Annotated in this window: 31 protein-coding genes and 1 riboswitch; of the genes, 16 read left to right on the forward strand and 15 right to left on the reverse strand. The window is 47.6% G+C overall.

The features are described from left to right. Positions 1–70 precede the first annotated feature (70 nt). On the forward strand, positions 71–619 hold the full coding sequence (locus ASL11_RS05425; RefSeq protein WP_056610713.1) for a C40 family peptidase: 549 nt from the start codon (positions 71–73) through the stop codon (positions 617–619). Between the two features lie 145 nt (positions 620–764). Here ASL11_RS05425 and ASL11_RS05430 read toward each other — a convergent pair whose 3' ends face one another. After that, positions 765–1,223: an Hsp20/alpha crystallin family protein gene (locus ASL11_RS05430; protein WP_056610716.1), complete on the reverse strand. Its 459-nt coding sequence runs from the start codon at positions 1,221–1,223 to the stop codon at positions 765–767. Positions 1,224–1,352: 129 nt separating this feature from the next. On the opposite strand from ASL11_RS05430, the gene ASL11_RS05435 reads away from it, so the two are divergent. From ASL11_RS05435 to ASL11_RS05455, 5 genes are all read left to right on the forward strand, one after another. Next, positions 1,353–1,577 carry a spore germination protein gene (locus tag ASL11_RS05435; RefSeq protein ID WP_056610720.1) on the forward strand — a complete coding sequence of 75 codons (225 nt, stop codon included), beginning with the start codon at positions 1,353–1,355 and terminating at the stop codon, positions 1,575–1,577. Positions 1,578–1,612: 35 nt separating this feature from the next. Next, a complete protein-coding gene (locus tag ASL11_RS05440; RefSeq protein WP_056610723.1) occupies positions 1,613–1,822 on the forward strand; it encodes a spore germination protein GerPB in 210 nt (69 codons plus the stop codon). Positions 1,823–1,910: 88 nt separating this feature from the next. Beyond that, positions 1,911–2,621, forward strand: a complete 711-nt coding sequence (gene gerPC, locus ASL11_RS05445) for a spore germination protein GerPC (protein WP_056610727.1) — start codon at positions 1,911–1,913, stop codon at positions 2,619–2,621. Positions 2,622–2,667: 46 nt separating this feature from the next. After that, the gene (locus tag ASL11_RS05450) at positions 2,668–2,850 is read left to right on the forward strand and encodes a hypothetical protein (RefSeq protein WP_056610730.1); all 183 of its coding nucleotides are present in this window, start codon (positions 2,668–2,670) and stop codon (positions 2,848–2,850) included. Between the two features lie 3 nt (positions 2,851–2,853). After that, a complete protein-coding gene (locus ASL11_RS05455) occupies positions 2,854–3,366 on the forward strand; it encodes a spore germination protein GerPE (protein WP_056610732.1) in 513 nt (170 codons plus the stop codon). Between the two features lie 370 nt (positions 3,367–3,736). Here the strand turns inward: ASL11_RS05455 and ASL11_RS05460 are convergent, their stop codons facing one another. Beyond that, the gene (locus tag ASL11_RS05460; RefSeq protein WP_056610735.1) at positions 3,737–5,365 is read right to left on the reverse strand and encodes an S-layer homology domain-containing protein; all 1,629 of its coding nucleotides are present in this window, start codon (positions 5,363–5,365) and stop codon (positions 3,737–3,739) included. Between the two features lie 167 nt (positions 5,366–5,532). Beyond that, the gene (locus ASL11_RS37825; protein ID WP_082595272.1) at positions 5,533–5,733 is read right to left on the reverse strand and encodes an S-layer homology domain-containing protein; all 201 of its coding nucleotides are present in this window, start codon (positions 5,731–5,733) and stop codon (positions 5,533–5,535) included. Between the two features lie 238 nt (positions 5,734–5,971). Here ASL11_RS37825 and ASL11_RS05465 point away from each other — a divergent pair, with 238 nt between their 5' ends. Further along, positions 5,972–6,673, forward strand: coding sequence for a response regulator transcription factor (locus ASL11_RS05465; RefSeq protein WP_056610738.1), 702 nt, complete (start codon positions 5,972–5,974; stop codon positions 6,671–6,673). Positions 6,674–6,675: 2 nt separating this feature from the next. Here ASL11_RS05465 and ASL11_RS05470 read toward each other — a convergent pair whose 3' ends face one another. Further along, entirely contained in the window at positions 6,676–7,413 is a 738-nt protein-coding gene (locus ASL11_RS05470) for a DUF554 domain-containing protein (protein WP_056610741.1), read from the reverse strand. 120 nt (positions 7,414–7,533) lie between these two features. Here ASL11_RS05470 and ASL11_RS05475 point away from each other — a divergent pair, with 120 nt between their 5' ends. The 3 genes from ASL11_RS05475 (at position 7,534) to ASL11_RS05485 (ending at position 9,005) form a co-directional block, all read left to right on the forward strand. After that, on the forward strand, positions 7,534–7,767 hold the full coding sequence (locus ASL11_RS05475) for a hypothetical protein (protein ID WP_056610744.1): 234 nt from the start codon (positions 7,534–7,536) through the stop codon (positions 7,765–7,767). Positions 7,768–7,887: 120 nt separating this feature from the next. Beyond that, positions 7,888–8,523: a thiamine diphosphokinase gene (locus tag ASL11_RS05480; protein WP_056610747.1), complete on the forward strand. Its 636-nt coding sequence runs from the start codon at positions 7,888–7,890 to the stop codon at positions 8,521–8,523. A 200-nt stretch (positions 8,524–8,723) separates the two neighbouring features. Next, a complete protein-coding gene (locus ASL11_RS05485) occupies positions 8,724–9,005 on the forward strand; it encodes a response regulator transcription factor (RefSeq protein ID WP_056610750.1) in 282 nt (93 codons plus the stop codon). A 124-nt stretch (positions 9,006–9,129) separates the two neighbouring features. On the opposite strand, the gene ASL11_RS05490 is transcribed toward ASL11_RS05485, so the two are convergent. The 4 genes from ASL11_RS05490 to ASL11_RS05505 form a co-directional block, all read right to left on the reverse strand. After that, positions 9,130–9,621 (reverse strand): GAF domain-containing protein, encoded by a 492-nt coding sequence (locus tag ASL11_RS05490; RefSeq protein WP_056610753.1) that lies wholly within the window; start codon positions 9,619–9,621, stop codon positions 9,130–9,132. A 406-nt stretch (positions 9,622–10,027) separates the two neighbouring features. Beyond that, the gene (araD, locus tag ASL11_RS05495) at positions 10,028–10,717 is read right to left on the reverse strand and encodes an L-ribulose-5-phosphate 4-epimerase (protein ID WP_056610756.1); all 690 of its coding nucleotides are present in this window, start codon (positions 10,715–10,717) and stop codon (positions 10,028–10,030) included. Between the two features lie 130 nt (positions 10,718–10,847). Beyond that, the gene (locus ASL11_RS05500; protein ID WP_056610759.1) at positions 10,848–12,077 is read right to left on the reverse strand and encodes an S-layer homology domain-containing protein; all 1,230 of its coding nucleotides are present in this window, start codon (positions 12,075–12,077) and stop codon (positions 10,848–10,850) included. Positions 12,078–12,286: 209 nt separating this feature from the next. After that, positions 12,287–12,736: a hypothetical protein gene (locus tag ASL11_RS05505; RefSeq protein WP_056610763.1), complete on the reverse strand. Its 450-nt coding sequence runs from the start codon at positions 12,734–12,736 to the stop codon at positions 12,287–12,289. Positions 12,737–13,025: 289 nt separating this feature from the next. Here ASL11_RS05505 and ASL11_RS05510 point away from each other — a divergent pair, with 289 nt between their 5' ends. Beyond that, positions 13,026–13,592, forward strand: a complete 567-nt coding sequence (locus ASL11_RS05510) for an RNA polymerase sigma factor (protein WP_056610767.1) — start codon at positions 13,026–13,028, stop codon at positions 13,590–13,592. Next, complete coding sequence (locus ASL11_RS05515) at positions 13,579–14,889, forward strand: hypothetical protein (protein ID WP_056610770.1); 1,311 nt, start codon at positions 13,579–13,581, stop codon at positions 14,887–14,889. The genes ASL11_RS05510 and ASL11_RS05515 overlap by 14 nt, the downstream gene beginning before the upstream one ends. A 137-nt stretch (positions 14,890–15,026) precedes the next feature. On the opposite strand, the gene ASL11_RS05520 is transcribed toward ASL11_RS05515, so the two are convergent. The 4 genes from ASL11_RS05520 to ASL11_RS05535 all read right to left on the reverse strand — a co-directional run bounded on the left by ASL11_RS05520 (position 15,027) and on the right by ASL11_RS05535 (position 19,024). Then, the gene (locus ASL11_RS05520; protein ID WP_056610773.1) at positions 15,027–15,206 is read right to left on the reverse strand and encodes a hypothetical protein; all 180 of its coding nucleotides are present in this window, start codon (positions 15,204–15,206) and stop codon (positions 15,027–15,029) included. 50 nt (positions 15,207–15,256) lie between these two features. Next, positions 15,257–16,747 (reverse strand): HD domain-containing phosphohydrolase, encoded by a 1,491-nt coding sequence (locus ASL11_RS05525; protein WP_056610777.1) that lies wholly within the window; start codon positions 16,745–16,747, stop codon positions 15,257–15,259. A gap of 240 nt (positions 16,748–16,987) precedes the next feature. Further along, entirely contained in the window at positions 16,988–18,430 is a 1,443-nt protein-coding gene (locus tag ASL11_RS05530) for a flotillin family protein (protein WP_056610780.1), read from the reverse strand. Between the two features lie 54 nt (positions 18,431–18,484). Further along, positions 18,485–19,024, reverse strand: a complete 540-nt coding sequence (locus ASL11_RS05535) for an NfeD family protein (RefSeq protein ID WP_056610783.1) — start codon at positions 19,022–19,024, stop codon at positions 18,485–18,487. A 205-nt stretch (positions 19,025–19,229) separates the two neighbouring features. On the opposite strand from ASL11_RS05535, the gene ASL11_RS05540 reads away from it, so the two are divergent. Together ASL11_RS05540 and ASL11_RS05545 are read left to right on the forward strand one after the other, a co-directional pair. Next, positions 19,230–20,744, forward strand: a complete 1,515-nt coding sequence (locus tag ASL11_RS05540) for a copper amine oxidase N-terminal domain-containing protein (RefSeq protein ID WP_056610786.1) — start codon at positions 19,230–19,232, stop codon at positions 20,742–20,744. A gap of 111 nt (positions 20,745–20,855) precedes the next feature. Beyond that, complete coding sequence (locus ASL11_RS05545; RefSeq protein WP_056610789.1) at positions 20,856–21,209, forward strand: hypothetical protein; 354 nt, start codon at positions 20,856–20,858, stop codon at positions 21,207–21,209. Between the two features lie 56 nt (positions 21,210–21,265). Here the strand turns inward: ASL11_RS05545 and ASL11_RS05550 are convergent, their stop codons facing one another. Next, the gene (locus ASL11_RS05550) at positions 21,266–22,630 is read right to left on the reverse strand and encodes an 8-oxoguanine deaminase (RefSeq protein WP_056610792.1); all 1,365 of its coding nucleotides are present in this window, start codon (positions 22,628–22,630) and stop codon (positions 21,266–21,268) included. 60 nt (positions 22,631–22,690) lie between these two features. Next, positions 22,691–22,787, reverse strand: a riboswitch (purine riboswitch). A gap of 223 nt (positions 22,788–23,010) precedes the next feature. Between ASL11_RS05550 and ASL11_RS05555 the strand changes: the two genes are divergently transcribed. Together ASL11_RS05555 and ASL11_RS35645 are read left to right on the forward strand one after the other, a co-directional pair. After that, positions 23,011–23,211, forward strand: a complete 201-nt coding sequence (locus ASL11_RS05555) for a cold-shock protein (protein ID WP_028555458.1) — start codon at positions 23,011–23,013, stop codon at positions 23,209–23,211. A 65-nt stretch (positions 23,212–23,276) separates the two neighbouring features. After that, positions 23,277–23,477 carry a cold-shock protein gene (locus ASL11_RS35645; protein ID WP_081787428.1) on the forward strand — a complete coding sequence of 67 codons (201 nt, stop codon included), beginning with the start codon at positions 23,277–23,279 and terminating at the stop codon, positions 23,475–23,477. Between the two features lie 77 nt (positions 23,478–23,554). Here ASL11_RS35645 and ASL11_RS05560 read toward each other — a convergent pair whose 3' ends face one another. Both ASL11_RS05560 and ASL11_RS35650 read right to left on the reverse strand, forming a co-directional pair. Then, on the reverse strand, positions 23,555–23,947 hold the full coding sequence (locus ASL11_RS05560; protein ID WP_056610798.1) for a general stress protein: 393 nt from the start codon (positions 23,945–23,947) through the stop codon (positions 23,555–23,557). Positions 23,948–24,013: 66 nt separating this feature from the next. Continuing rightward, positions 24,014–24,178 carry a DUF1328 domain-containing protein gene (locus tag ASL11_RS35650; RefSeq protein ID WP_082595273.1) on the reverse strand — a complete coding sequence of 55 codons (165 nt, stop codon included), beginning with the start codon at positions 24,176–24,178 and terminating at the stop codon, positions 24,014–24,016. Positions 24,179–24,254: the final 76 nt, after the last annotated feature.

A 24,254-nucleotide genomic window follows, 5' to 3' on the forward strand; every position in this document is an offset into this window, starting at 1 on the left:
TGAAGTATCTAATCTTCAATGCAAGATAGTTTGGCGAAAACTCAGCGAAAACTCTAAGGAGGCAAACCCCATGAAAAACCCACAAAAAACTTGGTACAAAAAATTAGTCGTTACGGCATTGTCCGTATCTATAGGATTATCAGTAGCTGCAGCAGCTACACCAGGTAAGGCAGAAGCAGCTACGAGTGCGTCAACAGAAGTAGCCAATGCTACAGCGCTTACAGCGTCAGCAACATCGACTTCCAGAGGCAGTCAAGTCATTTCCATTGGTAAAAGATATTTAGGAACACCTTACAAATTCGGTGCTACTGCAGGTCAAACACGTAACTTTGACTGTTCTTCCTTCACGCAGTATGTATTTAAAAAAGTAGGCGTTAGCCTGCCGCGTACATCTCAACAACAAGCACGTGTAGGTAAGTATGTATCCCGTGGCAATCTACGTGTTGGCGATTTGGTGTTCTACTCTATCCCAGGCAAACCAGGTGTGATTCACCACGTTGCAATCTACATGGGCAACAACAAAATCCTTCAAACCTACGGCGCGGGCGGCGTTCGTATCACCGACATGAACAGCGGTACGTGGGCTTCCCGTTATATGACAGCACGTCGCGTGCTGTAGTCGGTTAACGACAGCCACTGCTTAAATAACAAATGAAAAAGAGTCGGAATAGATGGAAAACCTCCATCTATTCCCTCAACACCAAACCGAAAGAACCCCCTCAGCCATATGGCCTAAGGGGGTTCTTTCGGTTACAGCGCGGTGACTAGTACCGGATATACGCCTCATGATAGCTCTCCTTCAACCCTCGCTTGCGAATCTTGATCTCCAATACTCGCTGCTTATAGGTGACATTGGCAGTTCTCGGCAACACCAGCGTTGGCACTTTTATAATGCGATTCTTACCATTCGTAAAGCCTGTCAGCTTAATTTGATTCGATTTGACGAACACTTGGAGCGCTCTTGGATCTTCTTCCTTTGCAATTTTCACCTTAACAATGACGTGCTCATGCGTCTCAAAAATTTCTGTACCAATGGTTCCAGAGGATGAAATGTTGGCATCCATGCCTGGCATCGCTTTTTTCAGCATGTCCTGTACATATCCTTCAGCCCACGTCATATTATCTAGAAAGGTCTGCCCTTTTTCGGCGAATGGCAGCTTTTGTCCAAGAAACTTCTCAACCTGTTCCCACTTCAGCCAAGGATGGCGATTAAATCCGCTCAAGCCTATCACCTCATTTTGCTAACAGTATATGTGCCTACCTCCCGATGTGACACCCTCCCGAAAATTCAGAGCACCTCTAGGCGGATACCTCATATACTGTAGGTGTGATAACGCAAGGGGGATCGGATTATGCCAGCTATCGTCGGGAATGTGAAAATTATTAGTGTCGGCTCCAGCTCTGTCGTTCATTTCGGCGATTCCTTTATTATTTCACCTACTAGCTCCTCCAAGACTTTCGCTGGAGCCGGTTCATTTAACACCGGGGATTTTCCGCGTGTCTATAATACTTACAGTACGACGGTCACCAATGATTCTGACTTTATCGATGCGAATGCGAGCGGCAATATCCTCTGACAATTGTCAGCCTAGAGCGAGGTGTTCCACAGCGTATGAACTGGACCATCCATCAAACCATTATGATTCAGCAGCTAAAAGTAAACTCTGTCGCCAACTCATCCGTCCTCCAAATTGGCACAGCGGGATCGATTCGTTCCTTGTCTAATCTGTACAATACAGGCGGTTTCGTAGAACCTGCCCCTGAGCTTGGAACAAGTGAAGTTAATCCTATTGCCCTTGTTCCTCTCCCGGCACCGACATAACGCTAACCAAATCTTACTTACTGCGCTTCAAGATTAGCCAGGCAGTCCTTTGAATATCGGAGTAATCCGGAAGGAGGTGCATGTCCGAATGAATAACGCGATCACGTGGCAGCAATGGGCCCAGCAGATCACTGCCTGTCTCGAAATGCAGAAACAGCGCATCGATAAGTTAGAGCAAACCGTAAACAAGCTGCAGGCGGATCTGAAAGCCATGAAGGACGAGAAGCGCATTCACATTGATAAAATAGAATATAATTTTGATCAGCTTAAGGTTGAAAAGCTAGACGGGACGCTAACGATCGGAATTAGTCCTAGCGCAATAGATCAAATTGAGGATCTCAGTGTGAACGGTAATTCCTTGAACAAAGAAAGTAACGGTGGCGGTATGGCTCCTATGGATATGAATCCTTTTTACCAGGGCGGGCAATATCAGGGAACAGGACCAAGCGGCGGGATCGGTGCGGGTCAAGAGGCAGTGCGCGGAGAAGCTGCAAAGCAAGGAAAAGACATTCAAGCGGATGTCGCTAGCGGCATTGAACAGTATTTGCAGTTTGGCGTACAGGGCGATATTAACAACCTTGAACATAAATATCAACATCCACTCGATGAGGATTACAAAGATTTGATCATCGAAGATATTCGCAAGCAACTGGATACACGTATCCAACATTATGTGAATCAATACCGCGGCGTTGGGTTCAAAGAACCTTTGGAGGCTGTAACCAACAATATCATGGACAAAACGAAGCAAGACATCCTTACAGCAATAGAGACTTACATATCCAGTCTGCCCAAGTAAATGGTTCCAACGAGATCAACTATTTTAAGGGAGAGAAGGGCTAAAAATGTTTAATTTACATGTAGAAAACAAACAAATCTGTGTTGGCGATGTCCGTATCGTCGGGGTATCCAGTTCGTCCGTTTTCCTGATTGGGGATACAGAGGTCATCTCCTTGTCCTCCATGTTTGACACGCCACCGGAATCGGTCATTATCGCCCCTTTCGTTCCACTTGCTTCGGAGGGCTAATCGATGGTTCGACTATCGATTGTTGGCAACATCTATATCAATAGCATAGGCTCAGCAAGCACGATGCATACGGGTGATAATGTTTATACTGCCTTGCAGAACCGGGTCTTTGCTGTCCAGCGTGAAGTGCCTATTTATTATGGAAATGAGGGCAGCTTTGCGGCCTACCCTTTCTACCAAAGACCTTTCCCTATCCCTCAGCCTCCCGAACCTTTCACAATGTGTGTGGATAACTTAGGGAGTTATATAACGGTTCGTAACATCCGTATTCTTGGAGTCGCGGCTTCCTCTCTTTTTCAAATTGGCAGCAATCGTGTCACTACCGCCGAAACCCGCATCAAAAATATTCGTCAATTCGTGACCAATAAACCTGCTCCCAAGGGACAACAGACATTCGTGTATACAGGGACAGATGACACAATTGGCGATATCCCAACGAAGCCGAAAGAAACTGCTGAGAACAAACCACCACGTATGGTGTTCGTTACCCAACAGCAGCAATCTAAACCAACGTAAGGGACTCGAAATGGCGCTAAGTGGCGCAAACACACTAACAGAGATGAATAGATTGAGTAAGCGTAGAGGTCAAAGATGCTTAAAGACACTTATTTTCGGCGTAAACAGCTCAACAAGAGGAATAAGTGCAGAAAGGCATCCTTTAGCGCCTAAAGCTACAAAAATGGCGGGCGCTGGCAGAATTAGTTGCCTTTTTGCAATTATTTCAGTATCGAGAGACCGATTCGAACAAAAAGGTTGCACTTTTGCACTTTTGCAAAGTCCTTTGCAGTTGTATTCATGCCAGGAACACATCTTGAACAGGTGATTATCGCAAAATATGGCACAAAGAGGGTCCCAGCCACACTCATGGCTTGGGACCCTCTTCTACTTACGGCGTGAGCAGCGGCTGCGCGCGGCTCAGCAGCGCAGCCATCTGCGCTCGCGTCAAGGACGCGAGCGGGCGGAACGTGCCGCCTTCGAAGCCGTCGACAAGGCCCCTGCTGCTCATCGCAGCAATGGCCTCTGCCGACCAGCTATTCGCTGGCACGTCCGTGAACGTCTTCGCCACGCCGCTACCCGGCGTGGTTAGCTTTAACGCGCGGGAGAGCAGCACACTCATCTGCTCCCGCGTCATGCTCTGATCGGGCGCGAAGCGATCGTTGCTGATGCCCTGCATCAGCCCGTGCTGCTGCGCGATCGCGATATTCTGCGACGCCCAGTGGGTCGCAGGCACATCCTTGAACGCGGCACTGGAGGCTGCCGCGCTCTCTAGTCCAAGCGCGCGCACGATAATCGTCGCGGCTTCAGCCCTTGTGAGCGCCGCGTCGGGCGCGAACGTGTCTGCGGCTGTGCCGAGCATCCAGCCGCGATTCGCGGCGTTCAGGACGTCGGCCTGCGCCCAGTGCTTTTGCATATCGGTGAAGTAAAATCCATCGGCCCATAGCTGGTAGTAACTCCAAGTATCGTCAGCCTCTTGATTTAAGCTCCAGCTGCCAGTCCCTTTCAACTGATATTTCCCTACTAACTTCAGCTTAGCTTTCATAGATTGCTCGTTATCGAACCAAACCGTGTAAGTACCGGCTGCTAACTCTTTGCCGTTCACAGTTGCTTTCGCATCTGTTGATAGGATCGTAAATGTAGCAACGGGTGACTGGCTTGCTGCATCATAACGGATTGTCCCTCGATATTGATCTACCAGCTTTTGAACACTTTTAGCAGCGATCCCTGCCCCATCGGATGCAGGATCTTGGTTCCAATAGCGGCCATATAACGGCATGCCCAATACGATTTTATTCGCTGGAGCTTGAGACAACGCATACTGAATGGATTTCTCAACAAAGGGCAAGCTAGCAACAGGACCCGGCGTAGGATCGCCAGGATAGCTCTCATCATAAGTCATGACCATTAGATAATCACTGACAGCCGCCAAGGCTTTATAGTCATACAGACCAATCCAGTTCGTCGTAGAACCTGTCGGATTCGCAGCCACCGCAACGGAAACCTCCATCGTATTCGGCAGCTCCGCGCGCAGCCTTTTAACAAAATCGGTATACTTGTTTCGGTATTCAGCTCCTACATTTTCAATATCTAACTGGATGCCGTCTAGCTGATTAGCTTTGATACTTGCGACAAGTTCTTTAACTAGTGTTTCCCGTTCATCGATCGCTTTTCCACCAATCGTTCTGTCAAAATCATTACTTAGAAAGGGGACAACTCTCTTCCCTTGCCTGTGCATTTCCGTTATGAAGGAAGCCTGCAAATCTGTGACTTCTAAACTACCATCATCTTTTATGTGAAAATAACTCGGCGACACCACATCTAAAGTATCTCCGCTCTTATTGACTTGTGACGTATACGTACTAGGCGCTCCGCTGAATAAGTAGGACATATTGAACTTCCCCTGAGCCACAGTAGCCCCTGCTAAAACCTCATTCTTGTACACGAAACTAACCTGACACATCGCACCGACGACGACTAGGGCCACAACAAGCCTTCGCCATCCACGTTTGGTTTTCATCTTGTCTCATCCCCTATTCGATTCGTTATGATTCCTTCTATCATCCTAGAAAGCTGCCAAAATCGCTACGAGTAAATACTGGGGATACGGCAAAAAACCGCTACAGCAGCGTGTTTGCACGCTGCCGTAACGGTCAACATCTAACGGATACTCACCGCTAGATTTTACTATTCTTTGTCTAAAGCTTGGATTAAACGATGAATCATAGCCGCTGCTTCTGCGCGAGTTACGTTAGCTTGCGGCAGGAATTTGCCAGCATCATCCCCTTGGATAATACCCAGCTTCACAGCTACGTTCACACCTGCTTTTGCCCAATCCGCAATCTGCGATTGATCCGCAAATGTTTTGTTAACCGCTTGAGCATGAATAGGGCCGAAAGTCGAAAATTAGCGATTACTGTCGGCTTACTCTCATTTTAGAAGACCCGAAGCCTACTTTGTACCTAAATGTGTCATTTTTGCGTGCGAGAACCCCCTCATTGTCAATAAATGGATAGAAATTATTGGGAGAATCGTTCTATAATGTAGGTAATATATGTAATATTTGAGAGAGGGAAACACCCTTCTTACATTAGGAGTTGTTTCATCACTGAGGGGGATTTCAAACATGGCAGGAGAAACCATTTTAGTCGTTGATGACGAGCAAGAAATTGTCCAGTTAATTCAACTCTACTTGGCGCGTGAAGGCTATAAAGTGATCAGTGCCAATAACGGACATGATGTGTTTGGTATTGTTAGAGAACATAGGCCTGATCTCATTATTCTGGATATTTTGCTGCCAGGACTTGATGGTATAGAGGTGTGTCGTCAGCTCCGTAAAACGAGCAATACGCCAATCCTATTTATTTCATGCAAAAGTGAGGATATTGACATCATACTTGGTCTCAGCATGGGTGGCGATGATTATATGACGAAGCCATTCAGCCCTAGTCAACTTGTAGCCCGGGTCAAAGCACTTCTTCGCCGCAACTCCATTCGTGAGCAGCATCAGGATGATCCCCAATTGGTTAAATTCCCTGGTTTAGAAATTGATCTCGTGAGCCACATCGTACGTGCGCATGGACAAACGATATCCCTTTCAGCCAAAGAATTCGACCTGCTCTCCCTAATGGCCAAGACACCTAACCGTGTATATAAAATCGAACACCTCTTTGAACTCATCTGGAGCTTGGACAGCATGGGCGATCCACGCACACTCATTGTACATATTAGCAATTTGCGCAAAAAAATTGAACTTAATCCAGCTGAGCCCCGCTACATCATTACTGTACGAGGCGTTGGTTACAAATTTAACGGTTCCGCTGGGTAAATTTAGCGATGCAGCCACTCCGTTATGAACTGTTGGAGAGGCACCGCTGCCGCGGCAATGACTAGAGCAGGCAGCATGTTGGCCACGTTGATTTTTCTTATTTGCAAAATATTCATTCCCACACCAATCACCAACACGCCACCTACCGCGGTAATTTGTACAATCATGGCATCCAGAGACGCTTGGCTGAACGCCATGGCGATCACCGTTGCCAACAACGCAATCGTTCCTTGCATCACGAACACGGATGCGGCAGAGAAGACAACGCCAATCCCCAAGGTAGATGCGAAAATAATGGATAAGAACCCGTCCAACAGCGACTTGGTGTATAAAATATCATGATTATGACGCAGCCCGCCATCCAAAGGGCCTAGTATCGCCATAGCGCCGATGCAATAGACTAGCGTACAGGTGACGAAGCCTTCTGATATGCTAGTTGGGGCCGCTGGATGAGATGTCGGCTGCTTGCTTATCTTGGTCTGCAGCCAATCGCCAAGTTTGGTCAGATTCGCTTCTATTCGCATGAGCTCTCCAAGAATACCGCCAATCACAATGCTCATGATAACGAGCACAATTTGATCTGATTTGAGTGCCATTGTAATACCTAGCACAGTGATTGCGAGCCCTAGGCCCTGCAGAACTGTGTTTTTTATACTTTCTGAGATACGGGGCAGCAGGATGCCTAATAATCCACCGATAATAATGGCAACTGCATTCACGATCGTCCCCCATAAAGCCATGCCTTTCATTCCTCCCTGCGTACAAGCTATAATGACCTTCTCATTCTACATGATTCTCCTCATAATTTCCTGCAACCTTGGAAATGGTAAGGATAAGCAACAGGAAAGGAGGCATGTTGAATGTCGAAGAACAAATCAATGGATCCCATGACTGGCGATACGGTCGAAACTGACGGTATTTATGCCAATGAGGCTGGGCAAGAGGTTACACTTAAACGAGGTGATGAGTTCCCCGCCGACCTGGTTCTAGGCCGCAGTACGTATGAGCTGCAAGGCTTTGCCGATGAGGCGGAGATTGATCATGATCAGTCGGAACTTAACCCCATGCGTAAGCGTGTAGATGCAAGAACCTAAGCTTTACTAAGCGTCATCCTGCACAAAGAAACCGAGCAGCCTCTATGGCTTCTCGGTTTTTCTCTCTTCTGTGCTATACTAGGGGAATACAGTGGTTAATTTTCCCCGGGGGATTCCTATATGACACGCATAATGATAATAACAGGCGGCACACTTGGCGATTGGGCGCTAGAGGAGATTCGCGCGGATGATATTCTGGTTGGTTCCGATCGTGGGGCCCTTTTTCTCATTCAAAACGGCCACATCCCTCATATATCGATGGGGGATTTCGACTCCGTTACAACCGAGGAGCTTGCCCTTATTCGAGCTTCTAGCCAAGAGTTCATAGACTGTGATCCGATTTATAAGGATCTGACGGATACGGAGATGGCTTTTAATTGGGCATTGGATCAAAATCCAAGCCAAATTCTGCTCGTCGGCGCGTTAGGCACACGGTTCGATCATTCCCTTGCTAATGTGCATTTGCTTCGCAAAGGCATCGCGCATGGCATTCCCTGTGCGATTATGGATGCCAATAATCTCATTATGGTGATCGATCAACCGACTCGCGTGAGGAAGGGGCCTTACACACATACTTCCCTGCTTCCACTAAGCCTAGAGGTTACGGGGATCACGCTGCACGGGTTCCAATATCCCCTTCATCAAGCAACACTTGAAATTGGGATGTCGCTTGGCATCAGTAATATTCTCCTTGAGCCAGAAGGCCTCATTGAGCTTACCTCAGGCTTATTGCTTGTGATTCAAAGCAAGGATTAGTGAGATGCAGGTTCCCACTCTTTCTATTTTTCTAAAGCCGGCTAGAATTGACCGTGAAATCAGCGTTCCGTCAGTTTAACTCGACAGAAGTTACATGAAAATTTGGAAATTCGACACTCCCTTCCCTGCTATAGGATAGCTAACTCTGTTATAATAAAGGATACGCTAGACATTTATTGAGATATTGAGGTCGTTTAAGCATGCCCCCTGTTCAAGAGAACCTTGTTAGAAATCTTCTTCCTACCAAACTACCTTCTGTTATCACACATTTTGCATCTCGACATGTCCTTACAACGCGTGAAGCCGAAATTATTAGCCTTATCGCTTTGCGTGGTTATAGCAACAAAGAAATCGCAGATTATTGCTTTATCAGTGAAAAAACAGTCAAAGTACACATCGAGAAAATCATGGATAAAGTCGGCACGCGATCGATGCGCAAGCTTCTATCGGCTATTATCAGTACCGACGCTTACCCTTCATAATGAGACCCAAAGAACCGCCAGTTGCTTGAGCAGCTGGCGGTTCTTTGTGAAACGTCCCTTCGCCGAAATGACGGCGGAATTTATTTTCCAGCTAATCGCCGCGAGAGCTCGCTAGATATCTAGGTTACAACGCAGCGGCGAGCTTCTGCACAAACTGCTCCAGATAACGCTGGTCGACATCATCGAACCGATTGAGGCTCGGGCTGTCGATATCCAGCACCCCGACAAGTTCGGCTCCCACTACAATCGGGATCACGATCTCCGATTGCGAAGCCGCATCACAAGCGATATGTCCCGGGAAAGCGTGGACATCAGGAACAAGCACAGTTTCCATGCGCTCAGCAGCCGTACCGCACACCCCTTTACCGAAAGGAATTCGCACGCAGGCCGGCAATCCCTGAAAAGGTCCTAGCACAAGCTCCTTCCGCTCAAGCAGCTCATCCACCAAGTAGAATCCTACCCAGTTGATGTCTTCTAGAAACTGCCCCAGCAATGCAGATGCATTCGCCAGATTCGCAATACGGTTCGGTTCATCCTGTATTAACGCGTGGGCTTGCCCGATCAGCAATGTATATTGTTCTTCTCTTGTTCCGCTATAATTCGATTTCGCAAACATCTGTCATCATCCTCTTCTGCCTAGTCTACTTTCATCATACCAAATGAACGGCTCCCCGCCAAAAGGTACTGGAGCGACTAACTCCTCTACAATTTCCACTAGCGCGCCCGCGTTAGTCTACAAAACCGACTAACTTTGGCGAAACTGAGCTGAAATCTCAGAATTAGTCTATAAAACCGACTATCTCTGGAGAAACGAAGCTGAAATCTCAGAATTAGTCTACAAAACTGACTATCTCTGGAGAAACGAAGCTGAAATCTCAGAATTAGTCTACAAAACTGACTATCTCTTCTACAATTGCCGCTGGCACGCTGGAGTTAGTCTATTTCATCGACTAACTCCTCTCCTTATGTATGTGTACAAAAAGGACAATCCGCTAATTCAGCAGATTGCCCTCAATAAGATCTTATTTTTGCCCGTAATACGCGTCGGCTCCGTGCTTTCTTAAAAAATGACGATCCAGCAAGGTTTGATCCATCGGCTGAATGGAAGGGTTTAAGTTGTACGTACGATACGCGATCTTCGCAACCTCTTCTAGTACAACCGCGTTGTGAACGGCATTGTGCGCATCCTTGCCCCAGCTAAATGGTGCATGACAGTTCACTAACACGCTCGGAACCATCGCGGGATCCAACTCACGGAACGTTTCAATGATCACGTGGCCTGTCTCCAACTCGTAAGCCCCTTGAATCTCCGCCTCAGTCATCAGACGCGTGCACGGCACTTCGCCGTAGAAGTAATCGGCATGTGTCGTGCCGAGTGCCGGAATCGCGCGGCCAGCCTGCGCCCAGCTTGTCGCCCACGGCGATTGCGTATGAACGATGCCGCCAATCGATGGGAAAGCGCGGTACAACGCCAAATGCGTTGGCGTATCCGAAGATGGCTTCATTTTGCCTTCCACAAGGTTACCCTGCAGATCCACGACAACGAGGTCTTCTGCTTTCAAATCCTCATAAGGTACGCCGCTCGGTTTAATCACGACGAGTCCTTGCTCACGATCAATTCCGCTGACATTGCCCCATGTAAACGTAACTAGCCGATATTTGGGCAGATCCAAATTGGCTTCCAAAACTTGCTGTCTCAATTCCTCTAGCATCTGAGCTCAACACCTTCCGATAAAATGTACATATATAGCCATATTACACACTTGTACGTATATGTTAGCTAGATGTTTCACAATTAATGAATAAACAAAACAACTTGTATGTACATCCCAAGATCACCTTCTATGAATGGATAATAGAGAAAACAATCGTCTTCCCATCCGATTCCAGTCGTGTTTCTACTGAATAGTTACCGATTTGCGTTGTCGTTGTTTCAAGAACACCTTTCGCTGCGGCACGTGCGCAGGCATCCGTAAATTGGCGGTTGAAAATGTCTGCATCATACCCGAATAGGAAATCCGTAAACTTGCGGATGCTTTCCGTATTACGAGCAAGCACCCCGTCCTCCAGACGGACAGTGACGCCATAGGTCGCAAACTGTGGATCCAACCAGAGAGAAGCTTCATTGCTGTTGCGCGCTTCCGCCGTTGCTCCGCTCAGAGATTGCGCTTTGGCTTCTGAATTCCGAAATAAACGCAGCGTCGTTTCTTCCAGATCGTAATTCGTCCCGCGCAGCTTGCCTGCCCCTTCCATCACTTCGTAGGCTTGCAGCATGCGCTCATCTGGGAAAACGAGCTTCTTGTAGCTGCCATCCTTGGTGGGCACGACTTTGATGAAAGCTTCGTTATCGTTTTTCACGCTGACGCGCTTTGATTTCGTCTGCAAACGCGTAATAATTTGCAACGCTTCGGCACGTGTCACATATTGACCTACCCCGAAGTAACCATTCGGATACCCTTCCATGATCCCCTTCGTCATCGACTCTCCGATAAACTTCTGCTGCCTGCTCGTTGCGCTCTGTAAATCTCCGAAATGAGATGCTGCCGCAAGACTATACGTCTCGTCCTCCAAATATTCCGTTTCCTTCAATAAATAGTACAAAATCTCCGCGACATCTTCTCGCTTCAATGAAGCTTTATAATCAGTGAATTGTCCTTTGCTTATAAAATGAAGATCACTTGCCAAATCCAAATATGGCTTAGCCCAATAACCGACCGTGTTCGGCTTAAACGTGAAATCCCGGTAGTCCTGTTGTAAAATATTTTGATTACCTGCACTCAGCGTTTGCAAAAAGCTTGTCTTCCACTTCCGTTCCCCATTTGGGAACTTATCTGTGAAGGCTAGCAGTACAATTTTCACAAATTGATCTGCGGTAACGGTCTCATCTGGTCGGAATGTTCCATCTGGAAAGCCATCCAATAAACCTTGCTGCACCATCTGGTCGATCGTCTGCTCCGCCCAATGTCCCCCAATATCCTTAAACCCTGCTGCCTCGCTTCTACCTTGCAGGCCACCTATTGTTAATAGGCAACCGATCGTCGCAATTGTCAGCCATTTATTCCATCGTATCATCGCCAATTTCTCCGCTTCTATCCTAATTTTCGGCACCAACTTCTACCATTCTCTAGGATAAGCCTTCTACTAGTCTTTGAGAACATGCTAAAAAGCCCATTCATTGAGGCAGGATAAGCCCCCCTTAACTGGGTCTATAGCCATATAAAAGGCCAAAAAGACCCTGCCCTCTACTAGGTAGAAAGCAAGATCCGCTATCATGAACATGATTACTCTTTCTTTTTCGTCCCTGCTACCGCTTTAGCAGAATTGTAATAGCGCATCCAGTCGACAATGTACATCATTTTAGCTAGGTAATCAGGTGCACTCCCCTGTAAATGACTGTATTGCTCTTCTTGCAGCAGTTGGTGCAGCTCGTACCCCTTTGTATAGAGAGTCCTCGTGAACGCTTCTTCCGTCTGTGGCTTGTAGAGATCCGTTCCTCGGGAAAGTTCAATTTCCTCGATAATTGTGCCCCGGTAGTACGGGTAAACATTCACCTGCAGGCCCATATCGATGTAAGCTAAACCTGTATATTCATAAGGAAGCCAAATTAAATTCGTCTTCTTGTCTTCTAGCTTCACTGTGTACACTAAACCTAGGTTCAGGGCAATCGGCTGCGGATAATTACTTATTAGCCCGGATCGCAAATGATCTGCTATATGCTCAACGAAATTCATGCTGCTCTTCCTCTCCGAAGGATCTAGTCCTTCCTTCATATTGCGTGCTAAAGCGCTTCGTTGTCAAGCAAGAACGCATACGTTCATATTCTATCTTTAATTGTTCTGTTTTCTAGGTACAATTTCCTGCCGATCACGCTCTAACTATTGGGCATGAACAGTTTCAATAAAGAATAGGCTCTGATGAGGCACAAAGGGCCAGGGGCTTACGAAAGTTATAAGTAAAGTTTTTATTTCCAATGGTGAACTTTTCGGAAATAGATGCGTCTATATAGGAGAGGTGAGAGAATTGGAAACGACGGGTGTCCATGTATTTGATTATTTGAAGTACATTGCAGAAACAACAGATCAGAAGGTGATCCTTCGTAATTTAATGGAAACCTACGGGAATGATGTGTGGAATTATGCCTTCAGTATTTGTCGTAATAAAGATGCAGCTGACGATATTGCACAGGATGCTTTCTTAAAAGTATATCGCAATCTGACGACTTTCCGTGGTGAAGCTGCGGTTAAAACCTGGTTGCTTACGATAACCCGCAATACCGCTTATGATTATATGCGCAAAGCGTTTTGGCGCAAGGTGACTCTGGTTGGATTCGTGCAATCGGGAGGTACCGCAAGTTCGGCTGAAACAGAAGCGGTTGAAAATTTATATGCAAGTGAAATTTGGCAGAAAGTCATGTCTTTATCCGCAAAATATAGAGAAATCTTAATTCTTCACGCACATTATCAGATGACAACCAAGGAAATGGCAGCTATTCTGGATATTTCGGAAGGAACCGTTAAATCCAGACTTCACCACGCCAGACTTAAGGTTCTTAGTCTGAAGGAGCGTGAAGCGCTTGAACACTCCTGAGCCGGATGACTTCCAGAAGCAATTGGAAGATGCGCCCCTCGTACAGAAGGGGTTCACCTCCAAGCTTCAGCAGGATATTGAGCAAAAGATTCGAAAGAAAGAGCGCAACAAGTCCAAGGTAAAGCCTCTTCTCTGCGTTGCTGGTATAGGTACGGTCATGGCTGTTGTACTTCTTTTCCCATGGCATACAATGCATACGCAAAGTGAGGCTGCTGCGCTCGAAGGGAAAATGATGCCGGCGGCAGTCACCGTCTCCACGCCCCCTCCTGCTCCCATCAACACAGCCTTGCTCATTGGGCTACGGACAGAGCATCAGCCTGCCACAAGTGGCGGCCAAGGGCGCGTGCTATCGCCACTTCGTTACAGCACCTATCGGACGATGCTCATAGCGCCCGTTCGCGGGCAATTACAGAAAACCTCCGAAGGCACTGGTATTTTGATGCCGTATAAGCAAAACTTCTGGAAAATCGACTCCCTCACACGTCTGACTAACAAAGGTGAGTCTCACTATTTATCTGCTCATTTGGCTGATCAGCCGATCAAGACAGAACGCTTCACAGAGCCAGAGGATCAAGAATTCAATCGCGTAGAAACACTGTTGTTTGCAGGCAACCAGTACGTCTCCATTGCCGAGTCAGAGGCAGCTTGGAATGGCAATGCAACCTATCATGCGGATCGCATCTGGGTGCGCACGCTTCCACAATTGAAGGAAGCACGCACCTTGCAATTCTACAAAAAGCCAGTGGACAAGAACCACGTGTCCTTGATGGATGTCTTTGGCACAAGTACGAGTACGGATCTAGCGAGGATGTCGAGCATGGCAGACAATGCAATGAGCGAGGTATCGGGTCAGAGTTGGACCGTGCAGCGTGAGGCAGGACAGTGGGTTGGCAAAGTTGCTGAAACACCGAAAGCTAGTTTATCGAGACCTGATTCTTACGTACTGCGTGATTTCCCACGCCAATTGCCTGATAAAGTCGTTAATCACGACGAGATCTGTTGTTCTTGGACCAATATCAAGTCCTCGTGGCCGAAAGCTACGGATGCGCTAACCTCCCCCTTGGACGATATGCTCGTCATCTTCGAGGGAGATACGCTCAAATTTTACTCCTACGGGCAAGCACCTGGCAGCATTCCCCAGCTTACCTTAGACCTGGAGCCTGGTGAACAGCTGGTCATGGCACAATGGGCCACAGATCACTACGTTCAGGAGTGGATCGACAAGGTCGGGCGCTACCTGTCCACTGAGACAGAGTCTCGGCCCGTGGAAGTGGAAGCACAAGTGAAAACCCGCTAGATCATAAAACCCGCTGGTCCTCTTGGACAGCGGGTTTATTGTGGTTTCGGCTGGGTTAGCAACTTCTACTTCTACGCCCCAAACGTCTCCCCGCCGCTCCCGATGCACTTCAACAAATTTAACTGGATTCTATGTAGCTAATTTTGCTGATTTCCACTCATGCGCGAGAATAACTGGATTTCCTGTAGGTAATTCCCGCCCAAATCGGCAATATCACCAATTCCGGCAATTTTAACTGTACTTTTTCCATCTATTCGTTCGATTCCATCAAATACGGATGAATTAGCTGTATGTTTTTCATTTAGTTGGCTCCACAAGCCCTCAGCTACCTAATCCCCTGCAGCCTCCTGACTACCACTCTCAGCAACTAGGCCTTGTACGCATCCATAAAGCCCTGAACAAAGCGGGGATCCCACTGGCTCCCCTTCCCATCAGCGAGAATGGCCATCGCCTTCTGGATAGGCATCCCCTTCCGATAAGGCCGATCGGACGTCATCGCATCGAACGCATCGGCTACTGCAATGATGCGGCCGAACACCGGGATATCCTGGCCCTTCAGGCCATCTGGATAGCCTGCACCGTCGTAGCGCTCGTGATGCGAGCGCACGCCTGGAAGCAAAGGAGCCATCGCCTCAGCGGGCTCAATTTGTTTCAAAATCGATTCACCCAGATCTGGGTGACGCTTGATTTGCTCGAATTCCTCGTCGGTTAGTCGGCCATCCTTTAACAGCACCGCATCGCGCACACCGATTTTGCCGATATCGTGCAGCAGCGCTGTTTTGTACAACCAGTCGAGCTCCTGTTCGCTCAGGTCAACCGCTTGTCCAATTAACAAAGAGTACTTGGCCACGCGCGTTGAATGCCCTGCTGTATAGGCATCTCGCGCATCGAGAGCTGCCGCAAGCGTAGCGTAATAGCTCTGCAGGAGCTGATTGTTCATTTTTTCACGGGCATCGAGGCCCTTCACCATATGGTTAAAGCCTGCAATCAACCGCGAGAACTCATCCGAGTATAAGTCAGAGGCCCTAACTTTGAGATCACCGGACTGTACTTGCTTCATCACGCGATGTAAATCCTCAATCGGCTGTTGAATATCACTGGCCAGCAAGCGTGCTCCCAAAGACGAGAAGCCAACGCCCAGCAAAAGAATAATCGCCGCCCACTTCCAATAATCAGCGATCAACTGGGAGGAATCCACACTTGTGCTCAACCGAATTTGCGTTGCTAAGCTAAAAAGAAATAGCGGCATCGTACCGATGAGAAACGCACTCAGCTGAAACTTCCGCTGAATTGACACGATGACGCGTCCATCCAACGAGACGTCCTCCCCATGAATCTGCTGCCCTAACTCACGTATATGTATCAGCATGGGCCGAATGGCTTGCGCCGTCGTAAAAAACTCCAGCAACGCATGCATACTAGCAATCAGTATGGCACCGATGCCCGCCAGCCCTATGTAAAAAGCAGGCAGTGTCAACCAACCCCATGCGATCCCTAAGCTCGCCATGGTCATTGCCGGAATGGATAGCCCCAAAAAGTGCGGCCCCATGATCCGCATCACCGACAAGGCAGGAAAGCGATGTGTCTGTAAGTAGGCTGCACGAATAGTCGTAAGCGACGGCTTCTCTTGTCCCATCATTTCGCGAATAGGCCCAATGTGCCTCCGAAATATCAGAAACTCCGCAAACATCATGACACATAACGATAAAATCATAATAATAAATACTCGGAGCATTTCGGCCCCCGAAATCGTAAGTGTTGTCGAAATAATAACCCCGCCCACAACAAGAACAGCAATCCCCGAACCCATCATATAATTTCGTAAAAGATCACGTAGAAACTTCCTATATATCAGCATATGTCTCCCCGCCTCTATCCAAACTATACTCACTGCGAAGAAGACTCGCATCCTCTCTATTGTATCGTAATCTAGTAAAATCCGCTTGATATCTCTAGTAGAATCGACTAGTTTGTTAGCTGTTCTGGCAAAAGAAAAAAGCCGCACTCTATAGTTAAGAGTGTAGCTTTGTTGTTAGCTCCGTGTCCGTGACTTTAGCGCCCTTTTTTCGGGCCTAACCGCCCCCGCGCAAGCCCTTCCCTATCCTTCCCGCTTCAACGTCGGGTCAGCATCCGTTCCGAGGAACGCGCGTGCTAGGTCGGTCACGCTTTTGCCTGTGAGCGTCTGGGTGATCTCCGGCACCTGCGCGATCATTTTGGCAATATCGCCGGTGATCCGGTTGACGCCGGACGTCGAACCGTCCTGCGAGATCACGGTGATCTTATCCACATTGCTCAGCGGCGCCGCAATTTTCTCCGCCAGCTCCGGCAGAATACGGAGAATTTCCACCGTCACCGCCGCCTGCGTATACTGCTTATAGGCCTCGGCCTTCTTCTCTAGCGCCTCTGCTTCCGCAAGCCCTGCTAGGCGCACAACCTCCGCGTTCGCCTTCCCTTTGGCGAGCTCAGCCTCCGCCGTAGCTTCCCCGCGCTTTCTCGTCGACTCCGCATCCGCCTCGGCCTCAAGAATTTGCCGCTGCTTGCTCACCTCGGCGCGCATGATAGCCGCCAGCTTCTCCGCTTCGGCTGGTTTAATAACAGAAGCCTCAAGCTCCTTCTGCTTCAGCTCGACCTCGATCTGGCGAACGGTTTTGTTCGCCTCCGCTTCCATCTGACGGATCCGTACCTGCTCCGTCACGAGTTGCTGTTGAATTTGCTTTTGCTTCAATTCATAAGCCAAATCCGCTTCCGCCTGACGACTCGTCGTCTCCTGCTTGAACTCCGCTTCCTTCATGCTGAGCTCCTTGCGGTACTGGGCCTCCTTCGCCGACGCCGCGCTCTCCGCTTCAATCGTCAATTGATGGGCTTCCGCCTTGCGAATGGCCGACTCCTTCTCTGTATCCGCCTGCCGGATTTGAATATCTCGCTCGACTTCCGCTTTGGCAATGCTCGCGCTTTTGCGAATCCGTTCCACTTCAGGTACACCCAAATTCTCGATGTAGCCTTGATCGTCCGCTACCCGTTTCAGCACGAAGGAAATGAGGTTTAGCCCCATTTTATCCAAATCCTCCGAACATGTTTCCCTCATCTTACTGTTAAGCTCATCCGGGTTCTTGAGGATCGATTCTACCGTCAACTGCCCAACTAACCCCCGCAGATGCCCTTCTACTGAGTGCAAAATCATCGCTTCCCGCTCCGCCATCGAATGATCCAGGAACTGCTCGGAAGCGGTTGCGATCGCGATGGGATCACTTTGGATTTTGATTTGAGCGACAGCTTCAATTTTGAGACGAATACCTTGCAGAGAGAACATCGGTTGGTCAGGCTTCACGTCAAAGCTCGTGAGCATCATCGAGATCGTTTTGTAACTTTGAAAACCGGGGATGACGAACGTTCCGCCGCCCTGCACAACTCTTTTGCCACCTAAACCAAACACAATCATCGCTTCATTCGGCGGCACTTTCTTATACGCTTTTACAATCGAAGCCAGTAAGATAAAAACAACAACTGCAATGGCAACAACCATGATAAGCACTGAATACATCCTTCCTGCCCTACCTCCCTGTCATTCCTCACTATTGTTTGAAGCAAGAAGCTACTATTCAAATTCACTAAATTCCGTCACCGTTGCCACACCTTTGCTCATGTTCAAAATAACAACCTTCGTCCCTTTCGCTAGGGACTCACCGTTCTCGGAACGAACACTGATGGAGCGCGTAGTTCCTTGGAGGACATACACCATTTCGCCCATGCCTTTTCCATTAATCGGAACTGTAAGCTTCCCCAACTGACCGCTGAGCTCAAAATCGCTCTCCTTCATACTGTCATCGTGCTTATAAATAACCTTCGCATACAAAAGAAAGAAGAGCCACGCCATCACTAACCCAGCAGCAATAGCACAGAGAAGAATGAGTAAACCGCTTGTCATGCCAACCTTGTTAAGGATGTACCCCATGCCGCCGAACACCGTCAAACCCGCGAGCAACGAAGACATATTGAACCAAGATGGGCTGCTATGCCCGTGTCCATGTGTACCGCCTGCATCGCCATGCAGCTCAAAGCTGTCCACACCGAAAAGTGTGATGAGCAACGTAAGTACGAGACCTACAAAAAAACAAACAATAAACATCGTCATCATCAGCTTTACCTCCCACATAAATTTAGACGAAATTGGGAATAAAAGGTTTCGCTTCAAAGAAAAATCCCCCTATATCGCATAGGAGGACAGCAATTGCCCTTCGTTAATTTTAAACATATAAAGCGCATCCTTCTCGTACTACTTGCGTATAATCATTCGATGACTTATCGTTAAATCTATTAAAACAAAAGGAGTAGATTATCCCATGTATTCAAAAAAATGGACTTGGTTAATTTCGGCAGCGCTGGTAATCATGATGTTGACGCTAACGGGTTGTCAATCAATACAAGGTTTGGAACTGGCGAAGGCCGTTCAGAATGGCGCGAATGTGAAGTCTTCCGAGTCGAAAGGTACTTTGCAGCTTGAGCTTGTCCCAGGCGATACGTCTAAGCTATCCGCGGGGGAAAAGGCCGCACTTGCAGCCCTGCAGGATGTAAAGGTTGAGCTCGCAGTAAAAACGCAGGATAGTCAACGTCTATCTGCTGAAGGAAAGATTATTTACAGTAAAGGTAGCATCCCTTTTAACGTTGCCATGGAGGGTACGAAGATCAACCTTAGCATTGAAGGTGCGAAACAGCCGATCGTTATTGATCTTTTAGGCGGGGCTGATATTTCTTTCTTAAGTTTCTTACCTAAGGCTATCCAAGAACAATTCGGTAATAAATTACTTGAGATTAAATCAGGACTTATCGAACTTATTTTAGCGAATACCACGGATCCTGCTAATCTAGCAATTACTTCCGTAACGGATAAAGTCAATAATGAATCGCTTTCGTTGCAAAAAGCACATGTAGAGCTTAGCGGCACGGAATTAGCTTCTCTTCTGCAAAAGCTGCTAGCTAACGTTCTTGCCGACGAAGCTGGCCTCAAAAAAGTGCTTAGCCAGTTATACGATGCACTTGCTCCTGTGATTCAAGAACAGATCGCTGCTGGAGATAAAAGCATTGCTTTGAGTCTTCTAACGAATAAAGATCTGACGCTTGGCTTTGTGTACTCCCCGATCCATGATTACCTAGCGGGATTGGCAGATTCCATTGATCCAACGAAAGATATGTTCAGTGCTAAAGCATCACTTCAAGCAGATCTTTTCATTGATAGTGACAAGCAAATTCGTAAGCAGAACATCGCGATCAATATGCCTCTTACGAAATCAAACAATGGCGCTTCCGCGATTAAGATTTCCTATGTGAGTGAATCTTGGAATTTGAATAAACCGGTTACGGCTAGCAAGGTAGATACGTCCGGCGCACTTCAACTTAAACCAGATGCTACGGCAATCTTCAGGGTGCTTGCTACATTAGATAAGCAATCTACGCTTTATAAAATGCTTAAAAACGATCTGCAAGTGACCAAAAAAGATATCAATATGGCAAGCGACGGGACAGGTGGATCTGAATCCGAACCACTACCATTTATCGATACAAATGGTAAATTATTGGCACCTGTTCGTTTTGTTTCTGAGCAGCTGGGCGCTGAGGTCGGTTGGAACGGTGACCTTAAACAGGTTACGATCAAGGACTACTTGACTGGTAACACCATTCTTTTGACATTAGATAGCAAGTTGGCTACTGTCAACGGTGCCGCTGTTCCAGAATTGATAAGTGCCGCTACGCTATACCATAATTCTACCTATGTGCCCATCCGCTTCATTGTAGAACAGCTCGGCTGCGATGTTTCCTTTAATGATGATACCAGGGTGGCTACGATCCACCGCGACTAAGTAATTTTTACATAGGCGATCACCCTTTTCGTATAGCTGAATAGTCTAGTAATGAACCTAGGCAGAAAGCCTGCTGCGAGAGCGCAGTTGAACGAGAAGGAGTGAACGTTTATGTATACAAACCCTATGCATCCACAAGGGCCGCAAGTTCATCACGGACACCAAGGACCTCATATGTTGTATCAAGCTGAGCCTAACTGGCAGCACATGATGAAGCACAAAAGAGATGCCCTCATGCATGCACTGCATCCACACATGGGCCGTAAGATTCGTGTCACGACAATTGATGGGCATACACATGAAGGTGTTCTCATTAATGCAGATGGCCATCACGTGTATCTGAATACGGATCCTCATCATGGTCACCAACAAGGGCATCACAGACCGATCTACACACCAGCACAATATAATCAAATTTTGACGCTTGTGCTTTTTGAACTGTTAGTTATTCTTCTGCTTGCCTAAAACACATTAAGCTCGCTCCTCAAGGCCACTTAGGCTGAGAGAGCGAGCTTTATTCGTTATTGCTGAATGAAGCGCTGGTAGGAGGCCTGACAGTCCTCATACAGCCTCCCCTCATCTGCTCCCGTTAGAATCCCCTTCTCCACTACGATTCGGCCATTGACGACCGTGTAGTCGACCGCACGTTTGAGGCCTACTGTCCCCAACCACGACTTAGCGTCGGTATGCGTTCCGACAGCGTCTATCTGATCGACCCGCACCATGAACAAGTCTGCTGATTTGCCTACCTCCAGCGACCCAATGTCGGATCTACCTAGGATCTGCGCTCCCCCCCTCGTTGCTACCTTCAATAGATCATATCCGGTTGGCGCCAATGCGCTAGATTGCAACCTGTGAAGCAGGTAGGCGACGCGAAGCTCCTCCAGCAGATTCGAGCCATCATTAGAAGCGCTGCCATCGACAGCCAAACCAATTGGAATGCCCATCTCCAGCATCTCAGGCACTCTGGCAATGCCAGAGGATAGCTTCATATTGGAAATGGGGCAATGGGCGACGCCGGTCTTCGTCTGCGCGAGCAGCTTCATTTCATCATCATTGAAATGAATGCCATGCGCATACCACACATCGGAGCCTAACCAGCCTAAGCTTTCCATATAGGCCAATGGCCGCATGCCGAATCGTTGGAGCGTATAGGCTTCCTCATTCTTCGTCTCGGCGAGATGTGTATGCAGACGCACGTCTCTAGCTCTTGCAAGTGCCGCAGATTCCCGCAGAATATCTGCGGATACACTGAATGGCGAGCACGGCGCTAGCACGACCTGTCGCATCGAGCCTGCCCTGGCGTCATGATAAAGGTCAATAAGCCGCTCGCTGTCCGCGAGGATCGTACGGCTGTCCTGCACGACGCTCATCGGCGGCAATCCGCCATGATCCTTGCCCAGCGTCATCGATCCTCGTGAAGCCACGAAACGTATACCTAGTCGATCAGCGGCCTCGAACTGTTTATCGATGAAATGAGCACTATTTTGCTCAGGAAAAACATAGTGATGGTCAAATACGGTCGTACAACCGTTCTTCATGAGGTCGGCAATTCCGGTTAGTGAGCTATGATAAACAGCGTCCGGCGTAAGACCTTTCCAAATCTCATACAGATAGCGGAGCCAGTCGAATAGCTCAAGCTTCTGCACCTGAGGCAGGTTACGCGTAAACGTCTGATACAAGTGATGATGCACATTGATGAGACCAGGATACACGAACATGTTGGACGCATCAATAATTTGCGTAGAGGCATCCTTCGGAGATAATCCCTTCCCTATCTGTACAATTTGATTGCCCTCGATCAGCAGATCCGCCTGCTCCAACACGCGGTCCTCTGCATCTACTGTTACAATTGCCTTCGCATTTTGAATCAAGATGGAACCCATTTTCATTAGCCTCCTAAAATAGAATAAGGGAACCAAAAAAATCCTAACCACAAACACAATATACGCATATATTGTGTTCGTAGTTAGGATTTAGGTTCCCAGTAGAGCCCCCGAACCGAATTATCGAGGTTATACGAACTATGAAATTGTCGTAAAACTTTTGCTAAATTTAGGAATAGTATAGATCAGCTAATAAAGAAACGTCAAGAGGGCATTACCGTTGAAAATAACTATGATGTTTTTTCAGAAAAGTGGAATAAGCTTCCCTAATAATGGATATATTATCAAAGCTGCGTTAATGACTTACAAGCTCATCGGAACGAGTTGATTCCGCCGATGAGAATCGCAGGCACAAATTATTGTTGGAGGTTTATGAACACATGGAAACTGGTACGGTAAAATGGTTTAACGCAGAAAAAGGATTTGGGTTTATCGAAATGGAAGGCGGCAATGACGTATTCGTTCATTTCAGCGCCATTACAGGGGAAGGTTTTAAAAGCTTGGATGAAGGCCAACGTGTGCAATTCGAAGTTGTTCAAGGTAACCGCGGACCGCAAGCTGAAAATGTAGTCAAGCTGTAGTCCTTCATCACATATTGCTTTAACTGCTTGCGCGTCAGAGTCAATTATGACAAGGAGGAGTTCGATTGTATTTTTCAAAAAAATCATTGGAACCAGTACCGGAGGAACAAACCAGCATCTGGACCTGCAGCACTGATCAGTGCTCTTGCTGGATGAGAGATAACTTTTCATTCGCGGATAGTCCCGCATGTCCGATTTGCAATTCATCCATGGTCAAGGATTTAAAGATGCTCCCAACCTTATCGAACACAAGCAGCAGGCGATGAATCCGGCACAGAAGAGCCCCTGTCTCCAATGGAGACAAGGGCTTTTCTTGTTATAGGACTATATGATAGTAATCCACTTAATATATAGTTCGCTGAAATGCTTCGCCTTGGTACATCATCAAGGTATCTTCCTCACTCATATGAGGGGTAGCTAATACGAGGATTTTCCCCCACTCCAACTCAGTTACGAGTCTGTCCGTCTCCGCTTCAGGCACGCCGAGCGCCAGGATCTTCGCTCTCAACTCCTCGCCACGTGATCGGAACAGATTGGCGATCGACGTGAACAATCCTTCTTCGGCCATCGAAATCTGCTCTGCACCCGCATACTCCGCGACGTAATTTGTACCTTCAGCACTGTGTGTCAGAACATAAATATGATCCTTTTTAAAGCCTTCGTTATGCAGTTGTTGTACCTTATTCTGCGTATCCTCAAGACTGGATGTCACACTTACTCTGGTATACGTACTCATGGCAATTCCTCCTCGTCAATGGGTTTTATAGGGTGTATCCGTGTTACCTTGAGTAGCTACTTTGTTCTACATGCTTCGACGTCCGCCGAAGATTAGTGATACTACGAACATAATAAGGAAAACGAAGAACAAGATTTTGGCAATACCAACTGCTGTTGAGACAATCCCAAAGAATCCAAAAACACCTGCAACTAACGCAATTACTAGAAACGTCATAGCCCATCCTAACATACCCAACACCTCTCTCTTCCTTTTCGATAGTGTTCATCTTGCTATGCTTTCTATTACCCATCCCTCCTAGGATTGA

It is taken from the genome of Paenibacillus sp. Soil750 (assembly GCF_001428045.1).
Classification (GTDB): Bacteria; Bacillota; Bacilli; order Paenibacillales; family NBRC-103111; genus Paenibacillus_E; species Paenibacillus_E allorhizoplanae.